At 34.6% G+C, this 21,144-nt stretch carries 19 protein-coding genes; 2 read left to right on the forward strand and 17 right to left on the reverse strand.

Annotated features, from left to right (window positions below):
- Positions 1 to 68 precede the first annotated feature (68 nt).
- The 10 genes from E0W69_RS11465 to E0W69_RS11510 form a co-directional block, all read right to left on the reverse strand.
- Positions 69 to 1,067, reverse strand: a complete 999-nt coding sequence (locus tag E0W69_RS11465; protein WP_131330199.1) for a chorismate synthase — start codon at positions 1,065 to 1,067, stop codon at positions 69 to 71.
- A gap of 22 nt (positions 1,068 to 1,089) precedes the next feature.
- Entirely contained in the window at positions 1,090 to 1,701 is a 612-nt protein-coding gene (locus tag E0W69_RS11470; protein WP_131330200.1) for an HAD family hydrolase, read from the reverse strand.
- A 29-nt stretch (positions 1,702 to 1,730) separates the two neighbouring features.
- Positions 1,731 to 3,017 carry a 3-phosphoshikimate 1-carboxyvinyltransferase gene (gene aroA / locus E0W69_RS11475; RefSeq protein WP_131330201.1) on the reverse strand — a complete coding sequence of 429 codons (1,287 nt, stop codon included), beginning with the start codon at positions 3,015 to 3,017 and terminating at the stop codon, positions 1,731 to 1,733.
- Positions 3,018 to 3,037: 20 nt separating this feature from the next.
- Complete coding sequence (gene aroB, locus E0W69_RS11480) at positions 3,038 to 4,075, reverse strand: 3-dehydroquinate synthase (RefSeq protein ID WP_131330202.1); 1,038 nt, start codon at positions 4,073 to 4,075, stop codon at positions 3,038 to 3,040.
- A 78-nt stretch (positions 4,076 to 4,153) separates the two neighbouring features.
- On the reverse strand, positions 4,154 to 5,236 hold the full coding sequence (locus E0W69_RS11485; protein ID WP_131330203.1) for a chorismate mutase: 1,083 nt from the start codon (positions 5,234 to 5,236) through the stop codon (positions 4,154 to 4,156).
- 28 nt (positions 5,237 to 5,264) lie between these two features.
- The gene (locus E0W69_RS11490) at positions 5,265 to 6,962 is read right to left on the reverse strand and encodes a DEAD/DEAH box helicase (RefSeq protein ID WP_131330204.1); all 1,698 of its coding nucleotides are present in this window, start codon (positions 6,960 to 6,962) and stop codon (positions 5,265 to 5,267) included.
- Between the two features lie 102 nt (positions 6,963 to 7,064).
- Entirely contained in the window at positions 7,065 to 7,919 is an 855-nt protein-coding gene (locus tag E0W69_RS11495) for a prephenate dehydrogenase (RefSeq protein ID WP_131330205.1), read from the reverse strand.
- Positions 7,916 to 9,094 carry a pyridoxal phosphate-dependent aminotransferase gene (locus tag E0W69_RS11500; protein WP_131330206.1) on the reverse strand — a complete coding sequence of 393 codons (1,179 nt, stop codon included), beginning with the start codon at positions 9,092 to 9,094 and terminating at the stop codon, positions 7,916 to 7,918. Before E0W69_RS11500 ends, E0W69_RS11495 begins: the two co-directional genes overlap by 4 nt.
- A 94-nt stretch (positions 9,095 to 9,188) precedes the next feature.
- Positions 9,189 to 10,031: a prephenate dehydratase gene (locus E0W69_RS11505; protein WP_131330207.1), complete on the reverse strand. Its 843-nt coding sequence runs from the start codon at positions 10,029 to 10,031 to the stop codon at positions 9,189 to 9,191.
- Positions 10,032 to 10,432: 401 nt separating this feature from the next.
- Positions 10,433 to 11,152, reverse strand: coding sequence for a 3-ketoacyl-ACP reductase (locus tag E0W69_RS11510; protein WP_131330208.1), 720 nt, complete (start codon positions 11,150 to 11,152; stop codon positions 10,433 to 10,435).
- A 116-nt stretch (positions 11,153 to 11,268) separates the two neighbouring features.
- On the opposite strand from E0W69_RS11510, the gene E0W69_RS11515 reads away from it, so the two are divergent.
- Complete coding sequence (locus E0W69_RS11515) at positions 11,269 to 12,012, forward strand: MBL fold metallo-hydrolase (RefSeq protein ID WP_131330209.1); 744 nt, start codon at positions 11,269 to 11,271, stop codon at positions 12,010 to 12,012.
- A gap of 55 nt (positions 12,013 to 12,067) precedes the next feature.
- On the opposite strand, the gene E0W69_RS11520 is transcribed toward E0W69_RS11515, so the two are convergent.
- The 5 genes from E0W69_RS11520 to deoC form a co-directional block, all read right to left on the reverse strand.
- Positions 12,068 to 12,811 (reverse strand): MlaE family ABC transporter permease, encoded by a 744-nt coding sequence (locus E0W69_RS11520; protein WP_191967822.1) that lies wholly within the window; start codon positions 12,809 to 12,811, stop codon positions 12,068 to 12,070.
- An 89-nt stretch (positions 12,812 to 12,900) separates the two neighbouring features.
- On the reverse strand, positions 12,901 to 15,240 hold the full coding sequence (locus E0W69_RS11525) for an NADP-dependent malic enzyme (protein ID WP_131330210.1): 2,340 nt from the start codon (positions 15,238 to 15,240) through the stop codon (positions 12,901 to 12,903).
- Between the two features lie 46 nt (positions 15,241 to 15,286).
- Entirely contained in the window at positions 15,287 to 16,468 is a 1,182-nt protein-coding gene (locus E0W69_RS11530; RefSeq protein ID WP_131330211.1) for a M20 metallopeptidase family protein, read from the reverse strand.
- A gap of 170 nt (positions 16,469 to 16,638) precedes the next feature.
- Positions 16,639 to 17,673 carry a threonine aldolase family protein gene (locus E0W69_RS11535; protein WP_131330212.1) on the reverse strand — a complete coding sequence of 345 codons (1,035 nt, stop codon included), beginning with the start codon at positions 17,671 to 17,673 and terminating at the stop codon, positions 16,639 to 16,641.
- A 112-nt stretch (positions 17,674 to 17,785) separates the two neighbouring features.
- Entirely contained in the window at positions 17,786 to 18,445 is a 660-nt protein-coding gene (gene deoC, locus E0W69_RS11540; protein WP_131330213.1) for a deoxyribose-phosphate aldolase, read from the reverse strand.
- Positions 18,446 to 18,568: 123 nt separating this feature from the next.
- Between deoC and E0W69_RS11545 the strand changes: the two genes are divergently transcribed.
- On the forward strand, positions 18,569 to 19,768 hold the full coding sequence (locus E0W69_RS11545; RefSeq protein ID WP_131330214.1) for an MFS transporter: 1,200 nt from the start codon (positions 18,569 to 18,571) through the stop codon (positions 19,766 to 19,768).
- 42 nt (positions 19,769 to 19,810) lie between these two features.
- Here the strand turns inward: E0W69_RS11545 and E0W69_RS11550 are convergent, their stop codons facing one another.
- Positions 19,811 to 20,662: a fumarylacetoacetate hydrolase family protein gene (locus E0W69_RS11550; protein WP_131330215.1), complete on the reverse strand. Its 852-nt coding sequence runs from the start codon at positions 20,660 to 20,662 to the stop codon at positions 19,811 to 19,813.
- Positions 20,663 to 20,671: 9 nt separating this feature from the next.
- Positions 20,672 to 21,094 carry a thioredoxin family protein gene (locus E0W69_RS11555; RefSeq protein ID WP_131330216.1) on the reverse strand — a complete coding sequence of 141 codons (423 nt, stop codon included), beginning with the start codon at positions 21,092 to 21,094 and terminating at the stop codon, positions 20,672 to 20,674.
- Between the last annotated feature and the right edge of the window lie 50 nt (positions 21,095 to 21,144).

The following is a 21,144-nucleotide window of genomic DNA, read 5'->3' on the forward strand; positions in this document are numbered from 1 at the left end:
AAACTAACAACTTTATCATATTTTTTGTATAATAGTTGATTTTTTCACAAAACAAACTATGTTTTTTACTATTTTTTTATTCTAGTAATGTGTCCTTCCAAAAACATTAAGTCCGCCAAAACTATAGCTGTCATTGCCTCTAAAATTACTGGAGCACGGAGTGCAACACACAAATCATGTCTACCTTTTACCGAGAAATCTTCAATTTGCTTCGTATCCCAATTCCAAGTATGTTGTAGTTTAGGAGTTGACGATGTTGGTTTTATAGCAATCCGATAAACCAATTCATTGCCATTTGTAATTCCCCCAACTATACCACCAGCATTATTTGTTTTAGTCGTTCCATTATCATCAATTATAGGATCGTTATTTTCAGTCCCAAATAGTTTTGCAGCCGCAAAACCGTTTCCAAACTCCACTCCTTTCACAGCAGGAATTGAAAATGCAGCATGAGCCAAAACAGACTCTACACTATCCCAAAATGGCTCCCCCAAACCAATGGGCAATCCAATCACTCGACACTCGACAATACCACCTACACTATCTTTTGCATCGATCGCTTTTTGTAGTCCTTGTTCAAGGTCAGCAACTCCAGCGATCTCTGTAATCTTTGCCTCTATAGAAATAGACTCGCCTAATATTTTCTTTGCAATCACTCCTGCCGCAACAATTCCCGCAGTTAGTCTTGCACTAAAAGAGCCACCTCCTCTATAATCTTCAAATCCACCAAATTTAGTATGAGCTACAAAATCTGCATGACCGGGTCTTGGAATGGATCTTTGTTTTGAATAATCATTAGAACGTGTATTATTATTTTCAAAAACCATAGTTACAGGTACTCCTGTTGTGTAATCATTGAAAACACCACTCATAAATATAGGAACATCGGCTTCTTGTCTTGGCGTAGCTCCTTTTTGCGTTCCACCTTTACGACGATCCATATCAGGCAAAAAGTCCTCTTGCTTAAGTGATAATCCAGCTGGAATACCATCAATACTTACACCAACCGAAGCACCATGAGATTCTCCAAAAATGCTCACTCGAAAAAACCTACCAAAACTATTCATGTAACTTTATAACTATTAGTAATTAAACATCTAAACCAAATCCTAGAAGACTTTTCTTAGTTTCTTCAATTTCTTTATGTACAATTCCTTTCAATCCCAATTTACCAGCTACTTGTACAAACATCGCACGGTCATCTATATATACGACTTCTTCTGGTTTTGCATGTGCAATATCTAACGCTAAAGAAAAGATGTCCGCATCTGGTTTTCTAATATGAACAAAACAAGACGAAATAAAGAAATCAATAAAATTTTCTAGTCCGAAATGACTAATTCTATAATCATTTAGTTCGCGACCTTCATTATTTACAACAGCAATTTTCAAATGATTCTTTTCTTTTACTGATTTAAAAAGTTCAATCATTTCAGGTAGCGGTTGAGATAATTCAAACATAAATTGTTTAAATTGCTCTTTTGTAAAATCTCTTTCTTTAAAAAATACCGTTCTATCTAAATACTCATCTAAAGAAATTTTCCCTTCTTCATACGTATCAAAAGTTAAATGATGACGTTCATCCAATTCTGAAGCTTCTAACCCAAACTTTTCAATGGCAGCTTTACGACCATTACGATCCCAACCATTATTTAACATTACACCACCTATATCCAAAAACAAAAATTTCACCTGTGCCATAACTTCCTATTTTATTCTAATTAAAACTATTATACTACTTTAACACCCAATTTTTCTATATGTTCATAGAAATTAGGATAAGACTTTTTAACTGCCATAGGATCTTGAATCGCTACTGGACCATTTGCGTTTAATGCAGCTACCGCAATAGCCATGGCTATTCTATGATCATTGTGTGAGGTGGTAGTTGCAGATTGAATACCCGTACCTCCATGAACTATCATAACATCCCCTTTTAACTCCACTTCAATTCCCATTTTCCCAAACTCTTCTTGCAAAGTCAACCCTCGATCACTTTCTTTGTGCGCCAATCTAGTCACACCTTCAATCATACTATCCCCCTGACAATTGGCTGCCAAAGCAACTAGAGGAGGAAATAAATCTGGACATTCCGTCGCATCAAATCTAAATGGCTTCAACGACGTAGGTTTTGTAATTTCTATTTGATCAAATCCAATGGACAGCTGTACTCCAGACTCTTGCAAAGCATTTAAAATTGCTTTATCTGCTTGAGTTGATTGAACATCTAATCCTTTAATCACACTACTACCACCCACTGCTGCCGCAACTAATAAAAATGCACCACCACTCCAATCTCCTTCTACTTGATATACTATCGTATCTTTAGAAATAACAGACTCTGTACCAAAGGTAAAGGATTCATAATTATGATTTTCTGGTAATTTTAGTTGAAAATCTTCCATGACTTTTAGTGTCAAATCTATATAAGGCTTACTTTTTAAATTTTCCACTTTTATAGTCACATTATTTGCCTGCGCTGCGGCAAATGACAACAATAATCCAGTTAAATATTGTGAACTAAGCGAACCATCTACAGTAATATTATGAGGAACTAAAGGACCTTGAATATCAAGTGGTAATTTCCCTTCATTAGATTGAATATCTACTTCTAATTTAGGTAAAACTTCATCAAAGAAATTCATTGGCCTAGTTGTCAAGCTACCGTGTCCAGTTATATGAACTTTACTGGCACTCAAGGCTGCAATTGGAGTAAACATCCTGCTACCTAAACCACTTTCGCCAAAATCAATAGTTACTAATTCTTTTGTCGAAATATCAGAACTATCAATTTTTAATGAGCCATTTTCTAATTCAGTTACTATCGCTCCTAAAGTTTGAATAACAGCTAACGAAGCTTTATCATCATTTGCTATTCCAGGATTATGAATAATTGAAATACCTTTTTTTACAAAGGCGGCTGCACATGCACGCTGCATGGAACTTTTTGATGCGGGAGCAACTATTTCACCGCTAATTTTGGAAGGATAAACTGTAATTAATTGCGCGCCGTCCATATATTTTAATTTGTATATTCTTATTTTTTATTAATAGAAGATAACATCGTAATAGTAGGTTCTATCTCCGCTAAAATCAGTGGCTTATAAATGGCTTTACCAATATTTTCTAAAAGCACATAATTGATTTTATTCGCAATCTTCTTTTTATCAGAGAGCATATTTTTTAATGCTAAAGTCGCATCATATTCAAAAAATGCAGGTAATCCGTATTGTTTAATTAGATTAACTAATCGTTCTGATGCTTTGAATCCTAATAATTCTTTAGATAAATAAGCCGCGGCTACCATTCCTATCGAAACAGCAAATCCATGAGGCAAACTATAAGTATTTTCAATAGCATGTCCTAAAGTGTGACCATAATTTAATAGTTTACGATCTCCTTGTTCAAATTGATCTTCTTGAACCACTTTCGCTTTTAAAAGTGTATTCTTCATAATCAATTTATGAAGCAATTCTTTATCTTTTTGAAAATCTGAAATTTTGTGTTCTTCCAAAAGTTTAAACATCGCCGCATCTTTAATAGATGCATGTTTAATAATCTCTGCAAAACCATTTACCCATTCTAGTTTGGGTAGCGATTTTAACAAACTATAATCATATAGCAAGAAGCTTGGTTGTTTAAAAGTTCCAACCATGTTTTTATAAATACCTACATCAACTCCATTTTTTCCACCTATAGAAGCGTCAACCATTGCAAGAATACTTGTAGGAACAAATCCAACATCGACACCTCGCATATAGATTGCAGCCGTATAACCAGCAATATCTGTGACTACGCCACCACCAATACCAACTATCGTTGCTTTACGATCTGCACCTAGATGAATTAATTGCTCTACTAATCCATGAACAGCATTTGCTTGCTTAAACTCCTCTCCTGCTTGTATAGTTAGAATATTCCATCCTTTTAATTTTTTTTCAATTTTTGGATAAATATTGGAATCCGTTATTATAAATGTCGATCTTGGATCTGCTATTTTACCTAACAATTCTAAAGACTCGTTGAAATAAAATGCAGTGCTATCCCCTGTGGAATATTTGATTATTTTTTTCAAATTGCTATTAATTAAAATGGCTTAAATATTTAGGAAAATATCCTAAACATCTAAGCCATTATATGATTTTAGAAAGAGTTATTCATTCATTACTGCATTCTGGTGATTGATACTTTCAACGTGTACCGCATCCAAATATTTAGTAATAAAATCTTTACTTAATCCTAATTTTTCGCCTTTTGCAGACATAGAATCCAAAATTTCATTCCAACGATTGGTTTGTAAAATGGTAATATCATTTTCCTTTTTATAGGCTCCAATTTTGTCAGCAATTTTCATTCTTTGTCCTAATAAGTGCAACAACTCATCATCTAATTGATTGATTTGTTGACGATATTTTTCCAATTCAGTATTTTCAACTTCAGCTTTCTGATGTCTCCATACATAAGAATTCAAAATTTCGCCCATTCTTTCTGGAGTTACTTGTTGTTTTGCATCACTCCAAGCGTTATCTGGATCGATGTGAGACTCTAAAATCAAACCATCAAAATCCAAATCAGCTGCTTTTTGTCCTACTGGTAACAATAAATCTCGTCTTCCAGAAATGTGAGAAGGATCATTAATAAACAACACATCAGGGAAACGACGACGCATCTCAATCGCTAAATGCCACATTGGAGCATTGCGATATTCGGTATTTCCATAAGAAGAAAATCCTCTATGAATCAAACCGATTTTTTTGATCCCTGCTTTTGCGATACGCTCAACAGCACCAGTCCATAGTTCAATATCTGGATTGATTGGATTTTTAATCAAAACTGGAACATCTGCACCTCTCAAAGCATCTGCAACATCTTGCACGCTAAAAGGATTTACAGTTGTACGCGCACCAATCCATAAAACATCAACACCAAAAGTCAAAGAATCCTCTACTTGTTTGGGCATTGCTACCTCTACAGCAATAGGCAAACCAGTTGCTGCTTTTGCTTTTTGTAACCAAGGAAGACCGATAGTACCAACACCTTCAAAAGATCCTGGACGTGTACGTGGTTTCCAAATACCAGCTCTAAGCATATCTACTTTGCCAGTTTTTTTCAAACGTATTGCAGTTTCTACAACTTGCTCTTCTGACTCCGCACTACATGGACCAGAAATAATCAAAGGGCGTTTTTCCCAAAGTTCGTCTACTAGCGTTTTACTAGTGGATGGTGTGGCTTGCATATCACAATGTTTATTATATGAAAAATTTTTATCCTCTACTATTGGCATCATTCATTCTGATACGGCGACCTTTATAGTTTTTACCATCGATCGCTTTAATCATTTTATTAGCCGATTTTTTATCAATCTCAACCCAACTATTCATTTCACGCATATCGATTCTACCCAATACTTCTTTTTTCAAATCACTCAAATCTAAAATGTATTGTAAGAAGCTAGCTTTGTAAAATCCGTCTTTCGTTCCTAAGTTGACAAATAATTTAGCCATATCGCTATTTTCATCATTTCTTGGAAATCTCTCACGACTGCGACCTTCAGATCTTTCTCCGCGATTACTTCTGTCTCTACCGCCGTCTCTATTTTCTCTTCCATTGCGTTGACTATTGCGTCCACGATCGTCTCTGATATTTAGATCATTCGCATTTTCATAGTATTTCAAGAAACGGTCAAATTCCAATACGGACAATCTTTTCAAGATTTCTTCTTTACTTACGTCTGCAAATTTTTCCATAAGCATCGGCATGTAAGCATCCAAACTAGTTGTCTCAATATCCAAATTCAAAAGTTTGTCCATGAAAAACAAAAATTGTTTTCTACAAACTTCAGTTCCACTTGGAATATCCATTTTATGGAAAGGCGCTTTTACGATCTTTTCAATCTGACGTAATTTGAATGATTCACGGGAGTGAACGATACTCAAACTTACACCCGTCATACCCGCTCTACCTGTACGACCAGACCTGTGTGTGTAAACTTCCACATCATCAGGTAACTCATAGTTGATTACATGCGTGATACCTTGAACGTCTATACCTCTAGCTGCAACATCTGTTGCGATCAATAATTGCAAACTTTTATCTCTAAAAGCTTTCATTACTTTATCACGTTGAGGTTGTGATAAATCTCCATGTAATGCATCGATATTATAGCCTTCTCTTGTTAATTTTTCAGCTATATTTTGCGCATCCATTTTAGTACGTGTAAAGATGATACCATAAATCCCAGGATTATAGTCTATCAATCTTTTCAACGTTTCATATCTATATGCCGCACTCGTAACATAATATTGATGTTCAATATTTTTGTTAGCAGTATTCACTGCACCAACGGTAATTTCCATTGGATCGGACATATACTTTTTGGTAACTCTCCTGATTTCATTAGGCATAGTAGCACTAAATAACCACGTATATTCTCTGATAGGAGTATTTTGCAAAATGAATTCAATATCATCTTGAAAACCCATATTAAGCATTTCATCCGCTTCATCCATGATGACATACTTAATTTCTTCTAAATGGATTGCCTTTCTTTCGATTAAGTCAATCAAACGACCAGGGGTTGCGACTACAATTTGTACGCCCCTCTTAAGATCTTTGATCTGTAGGCCAATAGAAGAACCGCCATATACTGCAACTACACTCACGGTAGGCAAATATTTTTTAAATGCGGTAATCTCTTTTACAATTTGTAAACACAATTCACGTGTAGGACAGATAACCAAAGCTTGTGGGAACTTTTGATCTTTATCTATCATTTGTAACAATGGTAGACCAAAAGCGGCAGTTTTACCGGTACCTGTCTGAGCTAGACCTATTAAATCTTTAGCGCCATTGATTAATGCAGGAATTGCTTTTTCCTGAATGGCTGTAGGATTTACGAAGCCTAGATCACTGGTAGCCTTTACCAACTGCTCTTCTAAACCCAATTCTTCAAATGTTATCATCTTTCTTTAATTAAAAATTTGTGCAAAGGTACTTTAATATAAAAGAATGATTAATATTAAATTTCCCAGCTTGTTTATCTTAGATTTTTTCTAACAAAAACACTATTTCTTTAGTACTTTACTTATTCTATTTGCATTTTGCATTAACTCTGTCAATCCCTTCCAATTCTGAGTTTCTAAGCAAGTTTTAAATTTTTCCAATTGACTGATATGTTCTGTCAATACATCCAGAACATTTTCTTTATTCTGCATCAAAATGGGAACCCACATAGTTGATGGACTTTTGGCCAATCGAACAGTACTTTCAAAACCCGCACTTGCTAGTGCAAAAATCGCTTCTTCTTTTGTCTCTTTTTCCAAGACTGTATTTGCTAATGCAAACGATGTAATATGCGAAATATGACTCACATAAGCAACATGCACATCGTGTGCATCTGCATGCATATTTACAATATTCATTCCAATAGTTTTATATATAGATTCTACAGTATCGACTACATCAATATCGCTCTCTTCCTTATCACATAGTACAACTGCCTTACCTTTAAATGCCCCATGTACAGCAGCTTCCGGACCATTAAATTCGGTTCCCCACATAGGATGTGTAGGCAAATATCTTTTTCGATTAGAATGATTAACAACAGATTTTAAAATATTTTTTTTAGTAGATCCTGTATCTATTACCATCTGCGTAGTTACCATATCCAAAATCAGAGGCAATAGTTGCGCACAAGCGCTCACTGGAATAGCTAAAACGACCAAATCAGATTTAAGAACGGCTTCTTTTAGAGGTAACACATCATCCACTAAACCCAACTCTAGCGCTTTTTCTTCATGCACATGATTTACATCCGTACCGATAATATGCTTCACTAAATTGTTGTCTTTTAGAGATAGAGCAAAAGAACCGCCTATCAACCCCAAACCGACTATAGTAACATTTTCTAGTTGTTTCATTTCATTTGATTGATTATAGTTGAGGATTCAATTCTGTGAATTGCATCTTCAAATCTTTGAATATCTCCACAGAGACTAATTCGAATATATTTATCTCCTTCACTTCCAAAAATACTTCCAGGAGTAATAAATACATTTGCTTTGTATAAAACATCATCCGCCAACTCAATTCCATTATTATAGGTAGATGGAATTTTTGCCCACATAAACATTCCCACTTGATCCTTGGAGTAGGTACAGTCCAATAAATCTAATAGTTCGTACACTTTATCACGGCGGCTACGATATATTTCATTTACCTGTTCATGCCATTCTTTTCCCAATTCCAACGCTTTTGCCGCTGCTAATTGTAGTGGTTTAAACATACCACTATCCATATTAGATTTGAAACGCAATATTTCATTAATACGATCACTATGCGCGATCAACATTCCCAATCTCCAACCGGCCATATTGTGCGACTTACTCAAAGAATTTAATTCAATCGCCACATCTAGTGCACCAGGAATACTTAATAAACTGATAGGATGATCATTCAAAATGAAACTATATGGATTATCATGTATTAATAAAATACTATGCTTTTTTGCAAATGCAACCAGTTTTTCAAATAGTTCAATGGATCCATTTTTACCCGTCGGCATCTGAGGGTAATTAACAAACATCAATTTTACATTGGACAAATCCTCTTTTTCTATTGCTTCAAAATCTGGTTGCCAATCATTTTTATCAGATAAATTATACGGTAAAATTTCGGCGCCTGTTAAATTAATGTTACTAGAATAAGTTGGATAACCTGGATTAGGAACTAAAACTTTGTCTCCTTTTTCCAAATAAGTCATACAAATATGCATAATACCTTCTTTAGACCCCATCAACGGCAAAACTTCAGTATCTGCATTTACGGTAACACTATACCATTTTTGATACCAATTGGCAATGGCATTTCTAAACTCAGGAATACCTTTATAACCTTGATAACCATGAACATTAGGCAATGCAGAAGCATCTTGTAATACTTTAATGACTTCAGGCGAAGGCGGAAGATCTGGACTTCCGATACCTAAATTGATAATATTTTTACCTTCTTTATTAAGACTATCAATTTCTCTTAATTTTTTAGAGAAATAATACTCTTTTACATTGCCTAATCTTGATGCCGTTTGTATAGTCATTACTGAATTAAAATTGATAAATTCTGGATGGTATTTGTGCCTTTTAAAATTAAAATGTATAGTCTATCCAAGCACTTACCGATCGCGTATTTGTTTAATAAGTTTTTCCTTTTTTATAAATTCCGTATACCTTAAGATTTTTAGAAATTGGGGTTATAGCGGAAAGTGCATGATGAAAATCCTCTATATTTTCAAATTCTAAATCTGCATGAAAACTATATTCCCAATTGCTTCCTGGAATTGGAAAACTTTGTAGTTTACTTAAATTAGAACCGGACTCTGCAATTTTAGTAAGGACTTTAGCCAAACTACCTTTGGAGTGATCTGTATAAAAATAAATGGAAGCCTTATTTGCATCTTCGATTTCCTTGACCATATCGGCTCTCTGCAACATTAAAAAACGTGTATAGTTACGTTTCATCGTATTGATTTCTGGAGCGATAATTTCCATATCATAAATCTCTGCGGCAATCTCACTCGCTATTGCTGCCGCAGTTTTCAATTTATTTTGACTGATTTTTTGCGCACTCAATGCGGTATCTTCCGACTCTACCAATTTCCAATTATGTTTATCCAAATAATCTGCGCATTGTAACAATGCCATTGGATGAGAGCGTACTTCTTTGATATCTTCCAATTTTGTACCAGGCAAAACCATTAAATTTTGTTTAATGGAAAGAAAAACTTCTCCTATAATTTTCAAATTACTTTTTTTCAAAAGATTATAATTTGGAAGAATACTACCTGCAATGGAATTTTCAATTGCCATGACACCACCCGTACTTTTCTTTTTATTTCCAGCGATAGAAACCACTTCTCTAAAATTATCGCAACAAATCATCTCCGTATCTTTTCCCCAAAAAATATTTGCCGCTTGCTCATGAAAACATCCACGGTAGCCTTGAATAGAAACTGCTTTTTCCAAATTTTCTGCCATACAATTGAGTTATACAAAAAAACCCGATCCTAAGATCGGGTTTCAAATATTTGTTATTAAATTTAGCAATATTTACCCGATCCACTTTGTGTAAAGTAGAAAAAGTAAAAGAAACCAAAACTGTTACCTGCTAAATTCATTAATGTATTGTTTACGATGTCAAAGTTAAACGCTAATTTTTATATTTTCAAAATATTTTTTCAAAAAAATATAAATGAACATTTGTTAGTTATAAAAATAAGTTTATATTTGTTTTGCTTTAGAAAGCTCATATGAAATTTTGTATGAATCTAGGCCTCTAACAAAAATTGCCGTCCTGATTGTTTGCTTAATTTATTAAATAGCACAAAGCGATTATTACGTTCATAATAATCGCTTTTTTTTGTGAATTATATAGAAAATTAAGGATTCGTTGAAAATATTGAAGCACTTGCAATCAATGCTCTCTTATTAAATTGTAAAACATCTACAATTAGTTCTGCAAAATCATCGGGTTGCAATACTCTATCTGGATTACCATCAGTAATTTTTAAATCTTTTAAAGTCAAATCTGTAGCTATTGTACTTGGTGTAAGAGTAGTTACACGCACATTTTGTTTACGCATCTCATACATTAGGGATTCTGAGAAACCAATAACAGCAGATTTAGAAGCACTATAAGCAGAAGAATTTGCACTACCTTTCAAGCCTGCAGTTGATGCTATATTGATAATATCACCACTACCTTGCTTGACCATAATTGCTGCAACTGCTTTAGCAACATAGTAAACACCGAAAACATTTGTCTGAATAATTTTTTCCCACAGTTGAGATTCCATTTCTAAAACACTACCAAAGGAAGCTGTACCCGCATTGTTTATAAGAATATCAATAGTTCCAAATGATTCTACTGCTTTATTAACAGAGTCAATAACTTCGTTTTCATTAACAGCGTCACATTGTAAAGCCAGACCTTTAATACCGAAAGCTTCTAATTCTTTCAAAGTCGTATTCAAATGCGCTTCATTTCTACCCGTTATAGCTACATTTACTCCCAATTTTGCTAAAGCCAATGCAGTAGCTCTTCCTAAACCTCTGCTGCCTCCTGTAACCAATGCGTTTTTGCCTTTTAAATCTGTCATTTCATTCTAATTTAATTGTTAACTATATTTTATACCGATCAATCTTTGATTATTACTGTAATTTTAATTGCAAATTATATTCATTTGCAAATTGAACTCTTTAAATTTTTATCAAAATGAAAAAACTTAGTTTTCTATTTTCTAATTTGTGTATATGTATTCTACTATCCAATAGTTTATTTGCACAAAGTGCGTCACTTGATTTTAATAAAATTCATATTACCGCCATACAGCATGCGAGTTTTGAGATGCAGTACAAAGGTAAGACGATTTTAGTAGATCCAAGTTTTGACAACAAGTCACCTGATTCCATAGTTGCACCAGACTATATCATATATACGGACATACACGAGGATCATTACAATGCGAAATTATTGCCAAAATTACCCATCAAAAAATCCACTATAATTATTGCGCCAGAGGCGGTAGCCAAACTAATTCCTACAAATTATCATGTAGAAATTTTGAAAAATGGCGATAGTAAAAAGGAAAACTTTTTCACTATTAAAGCAATTCCAATGTATAATCTTACACCCGAAAGATTGAAGTTTCACAATAAAGGACGGGGAAATGGTTATGTTATTACTATAAATAACAAAAACATTTACATTAGTGGAGATACCGAGGACATTCCAGAAATGCGTCAATTAAAAAATATCGACCTTGCATTTCTTTGTATGAATTTGCCTTATACTATGACAGTGGAACAAGCAGCTAGTGCGGTACATGATTTTCAACCTAAAATTGTAATTCCATTTCACTATAGAGGAGGAAATGGTTTCAGTGACATCAACGAATTCAAAAGTTTAGTTGAAAAAGATACGCCAAAAACAAGAGTTGAATTTTTAAAATGGTACTAAAAAGTAAAGCCTCGCAAAATTGCGAGGCTTTACTTTTATTTAAAATACGATCTCATTACAATAAAATCGCAGATAAAATATAATCGGCAAATAAAATAGAAATACACGTTACTACCACGGCTTTAGTACTTGCACGACCAATTTCCAATGAACCGCCATTTACAGTAAATCCATAGTAAGAAGAAATACTTCCGACCAAAAATGCAAATACATAAGATTTGATCAACATGAACCAAATATTAAATGTATTTAAATTTTGACGTAAACCAGCATCATAAATATTATTGGCTAATATACCCGCAGCCGCACCAGAAACGCGACCACCTAATATGCCAATTACACTAGATAGAGTAATCAAACATGGAATAATAGTTACAGCTGCTGCAACTTTTGGAAATACCAAATATGCAGAAGGATTGATACCCATAATTTCCAATGCATCAATTTGTTCACTAGAACGCATATTTCCTAATTCACTCGCAATTTTACTACCAACGACACCAGCAAGTACAATACTTAATACGGTAGGCGATAATTCAAGTAAAATACTATCCCTTACAATTTGTGCGATCGTCTGTGCAGGCACCAGCGGACTTACTAGCTGATAAGCTGTTTGTACGGTCGTAACAGCACCTAAGAAGAATGAAATAATAACAACTATTGAAATAGATCCCATCCCAATTTCTACACATTGATGCATATATTCCTTCCAATACATTTTTGTATTTTCTGGCTTACTTACCATCGATTTTAGTAAAAGTAAATAGCGACCAATCTGTGTCAGAAAATCTGTAAACATGCAATTTTATTTCTATAATTAAATTTTTCTACCGTACAAAGAAACACACAAAAAATTAATTTTTAATAATTATGTGTGCTTCTTTATGACTAATGATGCACTTTCGCTTTCAATTTTGTCCAATATGGACTTGCTTGTATGGATTCATTCAACGTATTTTGTCCGCATTTAAATTGTGCATCCAACACCGCAATATTTGCTGTATTTATAATACTTCGTACATCACTTCCTAATTGCAACACGTGTACTGGTTTTTTCATACCAACCAATATTGGTCCGATTAAATCAGCATCCCCTACTTTATTTAGTAAATTATATGCAGCATTTCCGGCAGTTAAATTAGGAAAAATCAAAGTATTCACTTCCTCTCCAACCAAACTACTAAAATCATAATTTTCCTTCAATACTTCTTGATCAAAAGGCAACCAAGCTTGCATTTCCCCATCAATAATTAATTCTGGATTTTTCTCTTTAACAAGAGCAGCAGCTTTTGACATTTTCCTCGCTTCTGGTGAATCTGTACTACCGAAATTACTATGACTTATCATTGCAATTTTTGGGGTAATGTTGAAGCTCTTGATTTCCTTAGCAACCAACAAAGTGATTTCCGCCAATTCTTCTGCTGTTGGATCTAAATTGATAGTCGTATCAGCCATGAACAAAGGTCCTTTTTTGGTAATGACTATATACATTCCCGCAATTCTCTTCACTCCTTCTTCGGTTCCAATAATTGTCAATGCTGGCTTAATTGCAGACGCATACCTTTTAGTCAAACCAGAAATCATACTATCGGCATCTCCTTTTTCCACCATCATCGCACTGAAATGGTTGCGATCGCGCATCAATTTCACACTTTCGTATTTATTAAAACCTTTTCTTTGACGTTTTTTGAAATATTCCATTCCGTATTCCAATCTCGTCTCTTCCATTTCGTCAGAAAGTGGATCAATAATTGGAAATTCGGAAATATCCAAACCAGCTTCTTCTGCTAAAGATTTGATTTTATCTATACGTCCTAATAATATTGGATAACAAATACCTTCTTCGTAAGAAATGGTAGCAGCTTTCAATATTTTTAAATTGTCCGCTTCTGTAAATACGATACGTTTTGGATTCTTACGTGCTTTACTTCCAATAACGCGAATCAATTGATTATCAATACCTAAGCGTTTATTTAATTCAATTACATAAGCATCCCAATCGTAAATTGGAGATTTTGCCACACCACTCGCAATCGCGGCTTTTGCCACAGCCGGAGCTACTGTGGACAATAATCGAGGATCAACGGGTTTTGGTAAAATATAGTTTTTTCCAAATACCAAATTCTTCTGATCGTACGCCATCGTAACGATATCAGGAACTGGTGTTTTTGCTAGTTCAGCCAAAGCCATCGCAGCTGCACGCTTCATTTCTTCGTTAATCGCACTAGCACGCACATCCAATGCACCTCTAAAAATATATGGAAAACCTAATACATTATTTACTTGATTTGGATAATCCGTTCTTCCTGTGGCCATAATAATATCCGGACGAACTTCCGTTGCTGCTTCATAAGAAATTTCAGGATCAGGATTTGCCATCGCAAATACAATTGGATTTGCAGGCATTGATTTGATCATTTCTTTGCTCACAATATTTCCTGCACTCAATCCCAAAAATACATCTGCGGTTTCAAATGCTTTCGACAAAGTCATAGACGCATCATCGATGGCAAATTGTCCACGTAATGGATCTAAATCTCTACCTTTATGCAAAACACCGTCCACATCAAACATGGTAACGTTTTCCACTTTTGCACCGAGCGATAGATACATCTGAATACATGCCATTGCAGCAGCACCAGCGCCACTCACAACAAACTTAACTTCTTCAATTTTTTTATCTTGAATTTCTAAAGCATTGATTAACGCCGCAGCACTGATAATCGCCGTACCGTGTTGATCATCATGCATAACAGGAATATTCAACTGCTCTTTCAAATGTTTTTCTATATAAAAACATTCGGGAGCTTTAATATCTTCCAAATTAATACCGCCAAATGTCGGTTCCAAAGCCTTGACAATTTGTACAAATTTTTCTGGATCCTTTTCAGCAATTTCAATGTCAAAAACGTCGATATCTGCAAATATTTTGAATAAAACGCCTTTACCTTCCATCACCGGCTTTCCTGCTTCTGGACCAATATCTCCCAAGCCCAAAACCGCAGTTCCATTACTGATTACCGCAACTAAATTACCTTTTGCTGTATATTTATATACATCTTCTACATTGTTCGCTATTTCACGACAAGGTGCCGCCACGCCTGGGCTGTACGCCAAAGAAAGATCTCTTTGACTTTTAGCTGATTTTGTTGTAACAACTTCTATTTTTCCAGGTCTTCCAGAAGCATGATATTCTAATGCTTGTTCCTTTAGCAAGTTATTTGCCATAAATGTTTAATTTAATATCGTTAGAACTTAAAAATTGTGGTGCAATTTAAGCTTTTGCATTTATTCCCAAATAAGTCATCAATCCAATGCCTATCTCAATTGCTCGCTCATCTACCATAAAATTAGGAGTGTGAACATTATTAATATATCCTAAGGTTTCATTTCTTACCCCTAATCGGTAAAAACAACCTGGTATTTTTTGCGTATAGTAACCAAAATCTTCCGCTCCCATCCTCAATTCCGTTTCTTCTACATTTCTTTGATCCAAATATTCCTTTGCTAAATTTTGACCTTCTTCGGTCAATGCATCATTATTATCCACAGTTGGATAACCAACATCTACCAATGTATCTATTTCCGCCCCAGTTGCCGCGGCAATACCAGCTGCTTCTTTTTTGATCAATTCGTGTGCATGGTAACGCCAAGTTTCATCCATTGCACGAAAAGTTCCTTTTAATTTCACTTCACTTGGAATAACATTCGTAGAGTGACCACCTTGCATACTACAAATAGATAAAACAGATGGACTAAATGGATTGCGATTACGGCTAATAATTTTTTGCAAACTTGTAATTAATTCAGCTGCAACTAATATCGTATCAACAGTTAAATTAGGTTGAGCAGCATGCCCACCTTTTCCTTTTATAGTAAAATATAATTCGTCCGCACTTGCCATTACTTTTCCCTTTCGAAAACTGACCTTTCCGACTTCTAATAAGGGATGTACATGGAGACCAAAAATTCCAGCGGGTGTCGGATTTTCCAAAATACCTTCTTTAATCATCAAACTCGCACCCCCTGGATTTTTTTCTTCTCCAGGTTGAAATATCAGTTTAATAGTTCCATCCCATTGCTCTTTTAATTCATTCAAAATCTTAGCTGCACCGAGCAAACAAGTTGTATGCACGTCATGGCCACAAGCATGCATCACGCCTTCATTTTGTGATTTAAAATCGATATTATTTTCTTCTAAAATAGGCAATGCGTCCATATCGGCACGCAAAGCGATAATTCTTGAGGTTGGATTATTTCCTTCAATAAGACCGACTACTCCCGTCTCAGCAATTACTTTGAATGGAATATTCCATTCATTTAGTTTAGTTTGAACAAACAAAGAAGTATTATATTCTTGATAACTTAATTCAGGATTTTGGTGTAAATATCTTCTTATTCCTACAAATTCTTCAAAATACGCTTTTGCTTTTGCTTTAATTATTTCAGACAGCATGATTTATCTTTCAATTATTGCGGTAAAGATAGGAGAATTTAAATTGATCATTTTCTTATCTAAACAACGATATACGACCTCTAATAATTGAACAAAAATACATACGTATCAAAAAATACAATTGCAAAAAGTATTTTAAATACAAAAGCGGATAAAATCCGCTTTTGTATTTAGAGTTTCTCTATATCTGAAATCAATTCATCAACCGATTCTTCTTTTGTAGCCCAACAGGTAATCAATCGAATAGCAGATTCTTTTGCATTGATATTTTTCCAAGTATAAAACGCATATTTTTCATGCAATTTTTGAATGCAATCATTGGGCAAAATAGGGAATAATTGATTGGTATTAGATTCAGTAAGAAAATGAAAACCTTTTTTGCGAATAGCGTCGCTGATTTTCTTCGCCATTTTGTTGGCGTGCTTTGCCAATTCAAAATACAAATTATCCTTAAACAATTCCACAAACTGAATACCCAACAATCTACCTTTTGCAAGCACAGCGCCTTTTTGTTTCATATTCATTGCAAATCCAGCTTCCAATGACTTATCAGAAATTACCACGGCTTCACCTATTAAAGCACCGGCTTTCGTAGCTCCTATATAAAAGATATCGACTAATTGACCCATATCTTTTAATGTTACATCATTACCTTCTGCAGTCAATGCAGATGCCAACCTTGCTCCATCTACGAATAGAAACATATTCTTCTCGTGACAATATTCAGATAAGGCTTTCAATTCGGCTTTGGTATAAATTGCTCCCAATTCGGTAGAATTGGAAATATACAACAAACGTGGAGACATAAACAAAGGATGATCAGACTGAGCATCAAAATATTGATGTAAATCCGTTAATCGAATCTTACCATCTACTTGTGTTGGCAACGTAACCACTTTGTGTCCCGTAGCTTCAATAGCTCCCGCTTCACTGCCTACGATATGACCCGTTTCTGCAGCAATTACATATTCATACGATTTTAATATAGAGGAAATAACTGTAAGATTTGTCTGAGTACCAATGGGCATGAAATAAACACCAACTTCCGACTTACCAACAGCATCGCGAAGCATTTCCACAGCTTTTAAACTAAATGAATCATTGCCATAACCTTCCTCTTGAATTAAATTCGAATCAATTAATGCCTGTAAAATAGCAGGATGGCATCCTTCGCTATAATCATTTTTAAAACTGTGTAGCTGCATTTGAAAAATCTGTCTTTTTTTGGGAAACAAAAGTAGTTAATTGCTATTCAAAAAACGCAATAAAAGCCCATTACACAAACGTTTTAACTTGTTAATGTTTCAATTAACAAAATTAGTTTTGTTCGTTAACAATCTTCACACTTGCGCTACAGCCCAATCTAGTCGCCCCTGCAGCGATCAAAGCTTGAGCAAATGCCAAATCTCTAATACCACCAGATGCTTTTATTTGAATGTTCTCTGGTAAGTTTTTACGCATTAACTCCACGGCATGCATAGTAGCACCTACTTCTGCATAACCAGTAGATGTTTTCATAAAATCAACATTTGCTGGTGTATATAAAGTACAGCATTTTATAATTTCTTCGTCAGTTAATATGCCACTTTCTATAATAATTTTTACTGCTTTTCTTTTAGATTGAATCAATGGAGCTAAATGATTGATTTCATTTGCCAAATATTCCCAATCATTATTTTTCAGGGCAATTAAATTAATAACAATATCCAATTCGTCCGCCCCATCTACCATTGCCAACACCGTTTCAGCAACTTTAGCCTCAATAGCGCTATATCCAAATGGGAAACCAATGACTGTGGCCACTTTCACCTCAGAATCTTTAGTTAATTCTTTCGCTTTTTTTACAAAGTTTGGAGGCACACAAACTGCCGCAAAATTGTACTGCATTGCTTCAGCACATAATTGCTCTATCTCCTTAACAAGAGTTGTCGGTTTTAATATTGTATGATCGATGTAATGATTTACTAATTGTGCCATATTTCAATAATTTAAGAAGCGCAAATATAACTACCTTTTTTACAATCGAAATTTAACAGGGCAATACAGTACAAATTTGCGCTAATTGCTATAACTTTGCGGGCTTTTTTATAAAAAATAATCATGTCATCCATTAGCGTACAACAGAAATCCAATCAAATCAAATTGACCATAGCAGGATTCGTCTTGCTTACATTTATTGGCTATTTCTGTATCGGGTTACCTCTTGCAGTCCTTCCCGTTTATATTCACAAAGATCTTGGTTATAGTGAAATAGTTGCTGGCGTTGTCATTAGTTTACAATATGCAACCACATTCCTAACTCGAGGGTACGCAGGAAATATGGTGGACAAAAAAGGTCCAAAACCAGCAGTTATAATTAGTATGATTTGTTTTATACTTAGTGGTATTTTACTGTATATCTCATTTCACACGAGAAGTCATGCAGCATTGAGTCTTACACTATTAGTAATTACAAGACTAATTACAGGATGTGCAGAAGGAATGGTTGGAGCAAGCCCTATTAATTGGGCGATGTTGGTTGTTGGAAAAGAACATACTGCTACTGCGATTTCGTACAATGGTATTGCTAGTTATGGAGCCTTAGCTGTCGGTGCACCACTGGGTGTAATTATCAATAAACATTTTACAATTGGAGGTATCGGCTTTTCCATAGTTATTGCAGCATTACTTGGTTTAATTTATGGAAGCAGAAAAAAAGCAGTAAAAGGTAGCTTTCAAAAAAGTGAAAACAAATCTTTTGGAAAAGTTTTGAAAATCGTCGCTCCCTATGGTATCTGTCTGGGTTTAGCTGGTTTAGGATTTGGAGCTATTTCTAATTTCATTACACTTTACTTTGATTATTTCCATTGGAACGATGCAGCTCTTTGTTTAACAATATTCAGCACCTTATTTATAGTTGGTCGTTTAATTTTTGGTAATTCAATAAATAAGCACGGCGGCCTTATAGTCTCTTTATTTTGTTTAGCAATTGAAACTATAGGACTATTTATACTTTGGATAGCACACATTCCTAATATTGCACTGATTGGAGCTGGTATAACTGGATTAGGTTTTTCCTTAGTATTCCCTGCACTAGGTGTCGTCGCGGTAAACAAAGTTTCAGATTCGAACAAAGGCGCAGCACTCGCTGGCTATGGCTTATTTATAGATATATCACTAGGATTAACAGGACCTCTTTCAGGCAGTGTAATCAAATTTGGGGGAATGCATAGTTTATTTTCCTTTTCTTCCGTGATGGTTGGCATTGGTTTATTATTATGTTTTTATTTAAGAAAAACGGAAACTAAAAACCAACTATAAAGTTAGAGTATAGTTGGTTTATAAATTAGAATAAATTGTTTGTTATTTATAAGCTTTAAATTCTTGTCTTGCTTCTCCAAGCCCATCAATTCCGTATTCAATCACATCGCCATCTCTCAAAAATCGTTGAGGATTCATTCCCATCCCTACGCCGGCAGGAGAACCTGTAGAAATAATATCGCCAGGATTTAAAGACATAAACTGACTGATATAAGCGATTAATTTAGGAATTTTGTAAATAAAATCTTGTGTAGTTCCATCTTGTACTAATGTTCCATTTAATTTCAACCAAACTTTCAAATTATTAGAATCTGGAATTTCATCTTTAGAAACTAAATAAGGTCCTATAGGAGCGAAAGTATCACAGCCTTTACCTTTATCCCAAGTACCACCGCGCTCTGTCTGAAATCCACGTTCACTTATATCATTATGCAAAACATATCCCCAGATATAATCTTCCGCATCTTCTTCAGTTACATAATTGGCTTTTTTGCCAATTACCACAGCTAATTCTGTTTCCCAATCCGTTTTATGAGAATCTTTTGGGATAGTCACTCCATCAAAAGGACCTGTCAAAGAAGAAATTGCTTTCAGAAATAATATCGGTTCATTTTCTTGCTTCAAACCGGTTTCTTTCACGTGATCGGCATAATTCAAACCTACGCAAACAATCTTAGCTGGATCTGCACATGGAACTCCAATTCTTACATTATCATCAATTTCTTTTAATGTGGATTTATTTTCAGCTATAAATTTCTCCAATCTTTCTTTACCACCATTGGAAAGAAATTTTTTGTCAAATTCTTCACCAAAAGTAGAGACATCATATTTCTTTCCATCAATCAACACACCTGCTTTTTCCTCACCAATATTTCCAAATCTGAATAATTTCATATTTCTTTTTTATTTTAAAAATTCTCTAATATTTTTCATGGATTGTAATCCTGGAAGTACACGCAACAATTTTCCATTTTCAAATAATAACAAAACGGGAATCATTTGAATATTTAAGGATTTTGTCAGCGTCTCCGCATGATCTACGTTGATATTTTTTATGTATAATTTATCTTGATATTCTTTGACAACTTTGTGCATTCGAGGTTTCATTTGCAGACAAGGCATACACCAATTAGCTCCAAATTCTACTAAAACACGAGAGTGATTTTGCACTAATGTATCCAAATCTTCCATGGTAAATTCTTCCTCTTGATGTGCTAAATTTTGCCATGCAAATAAAGTAGTATCGGTATTTATTGCGTATTTTTTTTCTGCGAAAACATTTGTGATCGCGGTGCAAAATAGGATTAGAAAAAAAAGTCTACGCATCAAATATTTGCAATTTTATACCGTGCGAAGGTAAATCACGCACTTTATCT

It is taken from the genome of Rhizosphaericola mali (genome assembly GCF_004337365.2).
Taxonomy (GTDB): domain Bacteria; phylum Bacteroidota; class Bacteroidia; order Chitinophagales; family Chitinophagaceae; genus Rhizosphaericola; species Rhizosphaericola mali.

Coding starts and splice junctions, on each gene's coding strand:
- E0W69_RS11515 (WP_131330209.1), top strand. CDS start 11,269: ATGAAAAAACTTAGTTTTCTATTTTCTAATTTGTGTATATGTATTCTA.
- E0W69_RS11545 (WP_131330214.1), top strand. CDS start 18,569: ATGTCATCCATTAGCGTACAACAGAAATCCAATCAAATCAAATTGACC.
- E0W69_RS11510 (WP_131330208.1), bottom strand. CDS start 11,152: ATGACAGATTTAAAAGGCAAAAACGCATTGGTTACAGGAGGCAGCAGA.
- E0W69_RS11555 (WP_131330216.1), bottom strand. CDS start 21,094: ATGCGTAGACTTTTTTTTCTAATCCTATTTTGCACCGCGATCACAAAT.
- E0W69_RS11490 (WP_131330204.1), bottom strand. CDS start 6,962: ATGATAACATTTGAAGAATTGGGTTTAGAAGAGCAGTTGGTAAAGGCT.
- E0W69_RS11470 (WP_131330200.1), bottom strand. CDS start 1,701: ATGGCACAGGTGAAATTTTTGTTTTTGGATATAGGTGGTGTAATGTTA.
- E0W69_RS11485 (WP_131330203.1), bottom strand. CDS start 5,236: ATGCAAGCCACACCATCCACTAGTAAAACGCTAGTAGACGAACTTTGG.
- E0W69_RS11495 (WP_131330205.1), bottom strand. CDS start 7,919: ATGAAACAACTAGAAAATGTTACTATAGTCGGTTTGGGGTTGATAGGC.
- E0W69_RS11505 (WP_131330207.1), bottom strand. CDS start 10,031: ATGGCAGAAAATTTGGAAAAAGCAGTTTCTATTCAAGGCTACCGTGGA.
- E0W69_RS11550 (WP_131330215.1), bottom strand. CDS start 20,662: ATGAAATTATTCAGATTTGGAAATATTGGTGAGGAAAAAGCAGGTGTG.
- E0W69_RS11500 (WP_131330206.1), bottom strand. CDS start 9,094: ATGACTATACAAACGGCATCAAGATTAGGCAATGTAAAAGAGTATTAT.
- aroA (WP_131330201.1), bottom strand. CDS start 3,017: ATGGACGGCGCGCAATTAATTACAGTTTATCCTTCCAAAATTAGCGGT.
- E0W69_RS11520 (WP_191967822.1), bottom strand. CDS start 12,811: ATGTTTACAGATTTTCTGACACAGATTGGTCGCTATTTACTTTTACTA.
- E0W69_RS11465 (WP_131330199.1), bottom strand. CDS start 1,067: ATGAATAGTTTTGGTAGGTTTTTTCGAGTGAGCATTTTTGGAGAATCT.
- deoC (WP_131330213.1), bottom strand. CDS start 18,445: ATGGCACAATTAGTAAATCATTACATCGATCATACAATATTAAAACCG.
- E0W69_RS11530 (WP_131330211.1), bottom strand. CDS start 16,468: ATGCTGTCTGAAATAATTAAAGCAAAAGCAAAAGCGTATTTTGAAGAA.
- E0W69_RS11525 (WP_131330210.1), bottom strand. CDS start 15,240: ATGGCAAATAACTTGCTAAAGGAACAAGCATTAGAATATCATGCTTCT.
- E0W69_RS11535 (WP_131330212.1), bottom strand. CDS start 17,673: ATGCAGCTACACAGTTTTAAAAATGATTATAGCGAAGGATGCCATCCT.